The following is a 247-nucleotide window of genomic DNA, read 5'->3' as shown; positions in this document are numbered from 1 at the left end:
CAATAAGCGGCGGCTGGCGGACTTTATTGCAGCCAGGCAAGGCGTCCGGGTGGATCCGGATTCCTTGTTCGATGTTCATGTCAAGCGGCTTCACGGTTACAAGAGGCAGCTGTTAAACATTTTGAGGGTGATGCATGATTACAATGAGATGAAGGAGCGGCCGACGGTTCCTCGTGTTCCGCGTACGGTTATATTCGGAGCGAAGGCTGCGCCGGGATACGATTTGGCGAAAAGCATTATCCAGCTG

Annotated in this window: 1 protein-coding gene; it reads left to right on the top strand. The window is 53.4% G+C overall.

The window, feature by feature from the left end:
• Positions 1–13: 13 nt before the first annotated feature.
• Positions 14–247, top strand: a 234-nt coding sequence (locus ACSNOG_RS33790; RefSeq protein ID WP_436756485.1) for a glycogen/starch/alpha-glucan phosphorylase, incomplete at its 3' end; no start/stop codon positions are given.

Origin of the sequence: Streptomyces sp. URMC 124 (assembly GCF_051386455.1) — a bacterium.
Lineage (GTDB): Bacteria > Actinomycetota > Actinomycetes > Streptomycetales > Streptomycetaceae > Streptomyces.
Note: the sequence above shows the minus strand (reverse complement) of the source record. Positions and strands in the feature narration are given on the sequence as shown.